Annotated in this window: 7 protein-coding genes; 5 read left to right on the forward strand and 2 right to left on the reverse strand. The window is 56.5% G+C overall.

All coding sequences use genetic code 11. From position 1 onward, the window contains the following. Positions 1-6 precede the first annotated feature (6 nt). Positions 7-1,305, reverse strand: coding sequence for an HlyC/CorC family transporter (locus tag FX155_RS09940; RefSeq protein ID WP_022487308.1), 1,299 nt, complete (start codon positions 1,303-1,305; stop codon positions 7-9). A gap of 84 nt (positions 1,306-1,389) precedes the next feature. Between FX155_RS09940 and FX155_RS09945 the strand changes: the two genes are divergently transcribed. Genes FX155_RS09945 through FX155_RS09955 form a run of 3 tightly spaced genes read left to right on the forward strand, consistent with a single transcriptional unit; the run spans position 1,390 to position 4,420 of the window. Then, entirely contained in the window at positions 1,390-2,070 is a 681-nt protein-coding gene (locus FX155_RS09945) for a M48 family metallopeptidase (protein WP_195839651.1), read from the forward strand. Next, positions 2,067-3,023, forward strand: a complete 957-nt coding sequence (locus tag FX155_RS09950; RefSeq protein WP_154488565.1) for a serine hydrolase — start codon at positions 2,067-2,069, stop codon at positions 3,021-3,023. The genes FX155_RS09945 and FX155_RS09950 overlap by 4 nt, the downstream gene beginning before the upstream one ends. Beyond that, entirely contained in the window at positions 3,020-4,420 is a 1,401-nt protein-coding gene (locus tag FX155_RS09955) for an NAD(P)/FAD-dependent oxidoreductase (RefSeq protein WP_022487305.1), read from the forward strand. Before FX155_RS09950 ends, FX155_RS09955 begins: the two co-directional genes overlap by 4 nt. A 46-nt stretch (positions 4,421-4,466) precedes the next feature. Here the strand turns inward: FX155_RS09955 and FX155_RS09960 are convergent, their stop codons facing one another. Beyond that, positions 4,467-5,171 (reverse strand): LytR/AlgR family response regulator transcription factor, encoded by a 705-nt coding sequence (locus FX155_RS09960; RefSeq protein ID WP_154488566.1) that lies wholly within the window; start codon positions 5,169-5,171, stop codon positions 4,467-4,469. Positions 5,172-5,362: 191 nt separating this feature from the next. On the opposite strand from FX155_RS09960, the gene FX155_RS09965 reads away from it, so the two are divergent. Together FX155_RS09965 and FX155_RS09970 are read left to right on the forward strand one after the other, a co-directional pair. Then, positions 5,363-6,238 (forward strand): DUF2971 domain-containing protein, encoded by an 876-nt coding sequence (locus FX155_RS09965; protein ID WP_022487303.1) that lies wholly within the window; start codon positions 5,363-5,365, stop codon positions 6,236-6,238. An 11-nt stretch (positions 6,239-6,249) separates the two neighbouring features. Continuing rightward, positions 6,250-7,770, forward strand: a complete 1,521-nt coding sequence (locus FX155_RS09970) for a hypothetical protein (RefSeq protein ID WP_154488567.1) — start codon at positions 6,250-6,252, stop codon at positions 7,768-7,770. The last annotated feature ends 276 nt before the right edge of the window (positions 7,771-8,046 follow it).

Genomic DNA, 8,046 nt, shown 5'->3' on the forward strand with positions numbered 1-8,046 from the left:
TTTCATTCACTCTTCACTTTTATCCTTCTTCACCGGCCGCACTTCCACGATGATCTCCTGGACCCGGTGCTCATTGGCCTGGGTCACCGTCACGTGGAGGTTCCGGCAGTCGAAGGTATCGCCCTTTTTGGGAATGGTCTCCAGGGTATCCACCACCCAGCCGCTGATGGAATTGTTCTCCAGGCCGTAATCATCGATATCCAGATCCAGATACTTGAACAGGTCGAACAGGTTGGCGTTCTGGGAATTGGAGGAGCAGGAAACCAGGTACCGGTTCTTCCCCAGTTTCCGGAAGGAAGAAACCGCCTTGTCGTGCTCGTCCCAGATTTCGCCCACCAGTTCCTCCACAATGTCTTCCGTGGTCACCAGCCCCCGGACGGTGCCGTAGCTGTCCATCACCATGGCCATTTCCACCTTGGCCTCCTGGAGGGTCTTCAGCACTCGGGAAATCTTGGTGGACTGGTGGACCAGGGCTGCCTTCTTGATCAGCTTCTGCAGGCTGCAGTGGGGGTCCTGGAGATAGGCTGCCAGGAAATCCTTGGCGTGGAGGATCCCCACAATCTCGCTGTAGTCATCCTTGAATACCGGCAGACGGGAAAAACCGTGGCTGCCAAACAGCTTCAGGGCTTCTTCGCTGCCTTCCGAAATATCCATGGCCACCATGTCCACCCGGGGCGTCATGATTTCCCGGACCCGGATGTCGCTGAATTCGATGGCGCTTTTGATCAGCAGGCTGTCCTGCTTGTTGATGCCGCCCCCGTGTTCCACTTCGTCCACCATCAGCAGCAGTTCATCTTCCGTGGCGAACCGGTGGGAAACCTTTTTCCGCAGGCACCGGTTGAAAAGGTTCTTCATGATCCGGAACAGAAAATTCAAAGGAGCGAACAGCACCACCAGCACACTGAGCAGGCCGGAACAGTCCATGGCGTATTTTTCCGGGGCATCGCTGGCCACGCTTTTGGGGATGATTTCCCCGAAAATCAGGATCACAATGGTGGTGAACACCGTGGCCAGGGCCAGACCGGAAGGACCGAAGGCCGCCGTGGAAACCGCCGCCGCCAGGGAAGCGGTGGCAATGTTCACCACGTTGTTCCCGATCAGGATAGTGGACAGGGCGTCGTCAAAATGGTCCAGCAGCCGAAGAGCTTTCCGGGCCTTTTTGCTGCCGCTTTTGGCCTGGTTCTTCAGCCGCAGCTTGTTGGACCCGGTAAGAGCCGTCTCTGAAGCGGAAAAAAAGGCGGACAGGGATATAAACACAATCAGGATCAGCGTCAGGGCTGATGTGGGTATTTGCAGATCATCCATAGTATTACACTTCCTCCGTATAATACTGATATTATAGGAGAAAGTATGACAGTGGTCAATGTTCTATGCTATAATAGGAAAGCTATGGTTGCTGAATCTTTACTGAAAAATGCCCGGATCATCCAGTCCTTCCGCCGGAGCATCGGCTTCGAGGTGGTGGAGGACGGCACCCTGGTGCTGCGGGTCCCTTACGGGATCTCCTCCCAGGAACTGCTCCGGATTGTGGCAAAAAAAGAAAAATGGATTGCCGGGGCCCAGGCCAGGGTCCGCCGGGAACGGGAAGAGCATCACACCCTGCGCCTTCAGGACGGGGAAACTTTCCTGCTCTTCGGCCGTCCCTGCACCCTCCGTCTCCGGCCCGGAACCGGGTTCTCTTACCGGAAAGAAGAAGGCCTTTTGGAGATGGGGGACCAGGAGACACGGGAGAACCTGGCCCGGTTCCTGATCGGCCAGCTGCGTCCGGTGCTTGGGGAACTGGTGAGCCGGTATGCCTCCCAGATGGGTCTCAGGCTGCCGGTGGTCAAATGCAGCCGGGCCAAAAAAAGATGGGGGTACTGTAACTGGAAGGGGGAAATCGGGTTCTCCTGGCCCCTGGTATTCTGCCCCCGGGAAGTCATAGCCTATGTGGTGGTCCATGAACTGTGCCACATCCGGAATATGTCCCACAACAAAGCCTTCTGGCAGGCGGTGGCCCAGGTGCTGCCGGATTACCGGGAACGGGAAAACTGGCTGAAGGTCCACAGAAAGGTCATGAGTACATTATGAGCATCAACAAAAAAATCATCCTTTGTTTCATTGCCCTGGTTGTGGTGGGGACGGTCTCTCTGACCCTTCTCCACCGGAGTCCCAAATATCAGGAACAGCAGCAGGCCCAGAATGCCCAGACGGTCCATTCCCAGGACACCAAGCTGCCCTATGACTATCTGAACAACGTGATCGCCCAGAGCGGTGCCGCCTGTTCTGTGTACTACCATTCCCTGGAAAATGACGATGTATTCTACAACTATTCCGGTAAAATGCCCGCCGGGGATCTGGCCCGGCTTTATGTGGCCGCCGGGGTCCTCCGGCAGGTGGAAGACGGGGACCTGTCCCTGGACGAAGTGTACACCATCCGGGAAAAAGACCGGAAGCCGGCCAGCCCGGTACTGGGGAAAGTCCCTGCGGGCAGCCGGGTCACCATCCGGAACCTACTGGAAGACATGGTGCTCCAGAATGATACCACCGCCCTGTACAAGTTGATCTGGATTGCCGGCCGGGAAGACCTGAACCAGTGGCTGTCCAAAGAGGGGTATGCGGATACGGAAATCGGCACCACCCAGCTGCCCCAGGGAGAAAACAGTCAGGATACCCTGGCTCCCGGGGAAAAACGCCGGCTCAGCTACACCTCTGTCAACGATACAGTGAATCTGCTCACCCGGCTGTACCAGGGGAAGGCGGTTTCCCAGAAGCAGGATGCCTACCTGGTGGAACTGCTCCGGAAACAGCCGGACCGGAACCTCCTGGGAGCCCTGCTGCCCAAAAAGGTGAAGATCGCCGGGGTTCAGTCCGACCAGAATCAGCAGCTGGGCGCCGCAGGAATCGTCTATGCCAAGGAAAAATACGTGCTGGTAGTCATGATGGACAAGGCCGTCCGTCCGGAAGAGAGCCGCAAGACCATCAATCAGCTTTCCTCCATTATCTTCAATACCGTCAACGACAAAGAGGTGTTCAAAAAATGATGAAAAAAGTCGATGTAGCAATTATTGGCGGGGGGCCTGCCTCCATTTACGCCGCTTATGAATTTGTCCTGAAATACCCCAAGGCCCAGGTGCTGATCCTGGAAGAAGGCCATGCCATTGATTTCCGCAGCTGTCCCATTATCGCCGGGAAAGTGGAAAAATGCGTCCGCTGCACCCCCTGCAGCATTATGCGGGGATTCGGGGGCGCCGGGGCTTTTTCCGACGGCAAGTACAATTTCACCACTGAATTCGGAGGCTGGCTCAGTGATTACATCCCCAAAAAGACCGTGATGGATCTCATCGACTACGTGGATGAAATCAACCTGAAGCACGGGGCGCCCGGAGAAGTGTATTCCACCAAGAACTGCAAAATCGGACGGCTGGCCCTGGGCCATGACCTGCACCTGCTGAACGCCAAAGTGCGGCACCTGGGTACTGACAACAACCGGAAACTGATGGCCAGCATCTACCGGTTCCTGCTGGATCACGGAATCCAGATCCAGTGCGACACCCAGGTGGATACCTTCCATCCCTGTGAAGAGGGCTATGAGGTGGTGCTCAAGGACAGCCCGGACACCATCCGGTGCACCTATCTCATCGGGGCTCCCGGCCGGGCCGGGGCGGAATGGTTCTCCGGCCAGTGCGAAAAGCTGGGGTTGGAACTGACCAACAACCAGGTGGACGTGGGGGTCCGGGTGGAAGTACCGGCCGCCGTGTTCCAACACATTACCGACGAAGTGTACGAAGCCAAGCTGGTGTACCGGACCAAAGGGTACGGGGATCGGGTACGGACCTTCTGCATGAACCCCAACGGCTATGTGGTGGCAGAAAACACCGACGGCATCGTCACCGTTAACGGCCACAGCTTCAGCGACCCCAAAAAGAACAGCGGCAACACCAACTTTGCCCTCCTGGTGAGCAACCGGTTCACGGAACCTTTCAAGGAACCCCACCGGTATGGCAAACACATCGCTTCCCTGTCCAACATGCTGGGAGGCGGTGTGCTGGTCCAGCGGTTCGGGGACCTGATCAAAGGCCGGCGGACCAACGCCCACCGGCTGAGCCAGAGCTTCCTCCGGCCCACCCTCAATGCGGTGCCCGGGGATCTGAGCCTGGTGCTGCCCAAACGCCATCTGGACAACATCATCGAAATGATTTACGCCCTGGACAAAGTGGCGCCGGGTACCGCCAACGACGACACCCTGCTCTACGGGGTGGAAGTGAAGTTCTACAGCGCCCGGCTGGAACTGGATGACCAGCTGGAAACCAAACTGCCCAACTTCTTCGCCATCGGGGACGGGGCCGGCATCACCCGGGGCCTGAGCCAGGCCAGCGCCAGCGGCGTCTACGTGGCCCGGATCATCGGGGAGAGAATGAAGGGTTCATCAGGCCATTGACAATTGACTATTGACCATTGACGGGGTGCTGCGCAGCAGCACCCCATTATTCTATATTCTGCCTCTTCAAACTCTCCCGCAGCTCCCTGGACCGGTGCTTGGACAGGGGCAGGACGCTGCCGTTCAGCAGGGTCACTTCACGGCCCCACACATTCCGCACCCACTGGAGATTAAGCACATAGCTCCGGTGGATCCGCATGAAATTGAACCGGCCCAGCTGCTTTTCCAGCCCGCCCAGGGTCTCCCGGTACTCATAGTTTCCCAGGGCGGTCACCACCTGGATCCGGGACCCCAGGGCCTTGAAATAGATCACGTCCTTCAGGGGGAACCGGTGGAGTCCCTGCCAGTTGGAAAAAACAAAGGTATAGCAGCTGTTCCGGCGTTTCCGGATCAGTTCCTGCAGGTCCCGGTGGAGAATCCGGGGAGGAAAGGGGTGGGGGTAGCACCGGTACAGGGGCACCTCATACCCGGCCAGAGAATCCTGGAAACTGTTGGAAATCAGGGAAATGGGCATCTGGGGATCAAAAGAACGGATTTTCCGGGCCAGGGCCAGATTCCGGTGGTCCTGCTGGAAGGGCCCCAACAGCACCAGGTTGTAGCAGCACCCCTGGCGGCAGTCCCGGAGCAGCGTCTGCTCCCCCAAAAAGGTATGGATGCTCAGGACATCGGATGGATTGGGCAGTTTGAGAATGTTGTCAGTGAGTTGGGTGAGAATTTGGGGATTGCTGTCACAAATGGCAATGTGGAACATGATGGGGCCTCCGTTCTTGAAAATTGTAAAAAAGTAGACACTTGTACAGTATAACACGAATGTTCTAAAAAAGCAGAAAATTATTTTATTTCATGGATTCCCCGAGCATTTTTTTGACGGGTACGGTATAATAACTGGTGGAATACTCCAGGCCACCCCGGAAAGGAAACCTGGAAGAAAGAAGGCGCACCATGTCCACCTGTCAGGAAGATCAGATGATTTACCACTATTGCTCCACCAGCGGATTCTTCAATATTCTGCGCAACCAGTGCCTCTGGCTGACGGAAGCCTCTTTTACCAACGACGCCTGGGAAAACAGGATGCTGGATCCCATTTTCGAACAGGCCCTGGAGGACCTGGCGGAAGAGGGGGAAGTCCGGCGGGATCAGCTGGACACTGCCCGGGATCTGTATTATCACCATTCCGCCTGCTTCATCTACCTGGGCTGTTTTTCCGAGGCCGGGGACATCCTGCCCCAGTGGCGGTCCTATGCGGACGACGGCCAGGGTTTTGCCATCGGCTTTTCTTCCCGGGAAATGGATTTCGACTGTTCCACCGTCCACCTCAATGCGGACTTCGCCAACAAGTACTACCTGAAAAAAGTCATCTATATGAAAGAAGGGTATGCAGAACACTTCCTGCCCCTGGCCAGGAACTGGATCCGCATGCGGCTGAACCGGGGAAAACACCTGAACGAACGGGAAATCCGCCGGGCCATTGCTGACGATGCGGCCTTTTCTTCCCTCCGGTACTACTGCAAGGACGCCAGCTTTGCCTCGGAAAAAGAACTCCGGGCCCTGTGGCTGCCGGTGCTGCTGAAGGACGAAGAGGGGAACATGGCCGCCGGGAACCGGAAAGCCTACCGGCAGATCCATTTCCGTCCGGAAGCCAGCCGGCTGGTGCCTTATACGGAAATGCCCTTTGCCAAAAGTGCCGTCCGGGAAGTGGTCCTGGGCCCGAAAAATGACATGAAAGACCATCCGGATATCCTGAAGATGTTCCTGGCTGCCAACGGCTATGACGACCGGAACGTCCGGATCCGGGTATCCAAAAGTTCCTATCGATAAAAGGAGAACCTATGCAGAATTTTGATTTTACCCAACCTTCCATCCTCCAGCGGCTGTATGATGCCCTGGATGAACGGGGCCGCCTGCCCCGGGAGTTTTCCCTCCGCCAGGCCATGGAACCGGAAGGTCCGGCCCAGGGGTTTTATTACAGTGACGGCTTCATGGAAGGGAACCTTACCGGGCTGGACAAGGGGGAAGAAGAAAGCCCGGAACTCCAGGAAATCCTTGGGCAGATCCTGGCCGGAGCATATGACCAGGCTGTCCAGGGGCTGAAAGCCTTCTTTGGAGAGGGAGAAGACCATCTGATGAATGCCTTTGTGCTGCCCCTCCAACAGGCGGTGGATGCTCAGCGGGAAGCCCTGGACCCGGAACCCCTTATCTGGTTTGCCCACCGGTTGCTCCAGGAGGCGGATCAGCCGGAAATCGTTAAATTCGCCCTGTCCCTGCTGGAATTCTTCGACCTCCAGGAAGAGGAAGATGTGGCGGAAGACATCCGGCTCCTGGCCCGGTGCAACGAATTTACCCTGTTCTGCGTCCGGAATTTTCTCCAGTGGACCGACGGCCAGGAAGAAATCTTCCGCACTGCCCGGCAGGTATACGGCTGGGGCCGGATCGCCGCCCTGGAACATCTGGATCCCCGGACTGCCCAGATCCGCCAGTGGATGCTGGAGGAAGGCTGGGACAACGATGTGAACCCGGAATACACCGCCCGGCTCCTGGCGGACCATGTGGATCTTTTGGGAGTGCTGGAACGGCCCACCCTCACCGCCAAAGCCTTTGAAGGGGCCGAAGCCCTGGTGGATGCCCTGCTGGTGGATGAACCGGTACCCGGGATTTCAGAGATGCCCCAGCCGGTGAAACTGCTTACGGAATTCCTCCGGCACTGTGGGGAACAGGAAAAAGAACTGGAAGACTACCAGGTGATCCTCCGGATCCTCCAGTATGCCACCAACAAACTGGAAGGCAAAGCCGGGGAAACGGTGAAACAGGCCTGCGGCAAGCTGCTCCTGTCCTTTGCCTGCGCCCAGACCGTTCAGCAGGCCATGAAAAAAGGGGAAGGGTTCGACCTGGCCCGGACCCTGGATCTGCCCTATGCCCAGCAGGCGGTGGAACTGGTGCTCCAGGCCCCGCTGGACCATGTGGACCTGCTGCCCTATGCCCTTACCGGGGACAGCCACCACGACCATCATGTGATGGAACTGTATGAAGACCTGATTCCCGGGTTCGAAGAAGCCTTTGGGCAGTGCCAGGAAGGGGAAGTGTCCCTCCAGGAACAGCTGGACGGGGTGTACATGGACCTGAACCGGATCCTCAGCCAGCTGTACGGCTTCCCGGGCACCGGAGAAAAGCTTTTCCAAACCGCTCTGAAATCTCCGGCCCTGATGAACCGGAACACCGCCCTGGAAATCCTCAACCAGTGGAAAGACCTGGGATACACCCTCAGTGATCCCATCCGGGAAGGTGTGGAACAGCTCCTGGTCCGGGAGAAAAACCAGGACGTAAAGGAAAAAGCGGAAAGGCTGTTAAAATAGTTGACAGCCTTTCCAATCTTTGCTATACTATACAAGCTTTCTCCTTGAGAAAGCAACAGACAATCGATTTTGCAGCAGCAAAATGTTTCAACTGAAACATTGAAAGAAAAAAGTTGTTGACAAAGAGACGAAAGTCTGGTATTATATAGAAGCTGTCGCTGAGACAGTGAGACGAACTTTGAGAACTGAATATTGTTGACAGATGTGCGGGTCAAGTCACTTTTAGTGATGAGATCGAGTCACCTGGATGACAACCAGGTTAAAAAATCAAAGCTA

The organism is Acidaminococcus fermentans (genome assembly GCF_009696675.1).
In the GTDB taxonomy this organism is placed as follows: domain Bacteria; phylum Bacillota; class Negativicutes; order Acidaminococcales; family Acidaminococcaceae; genus Acidaminococcus.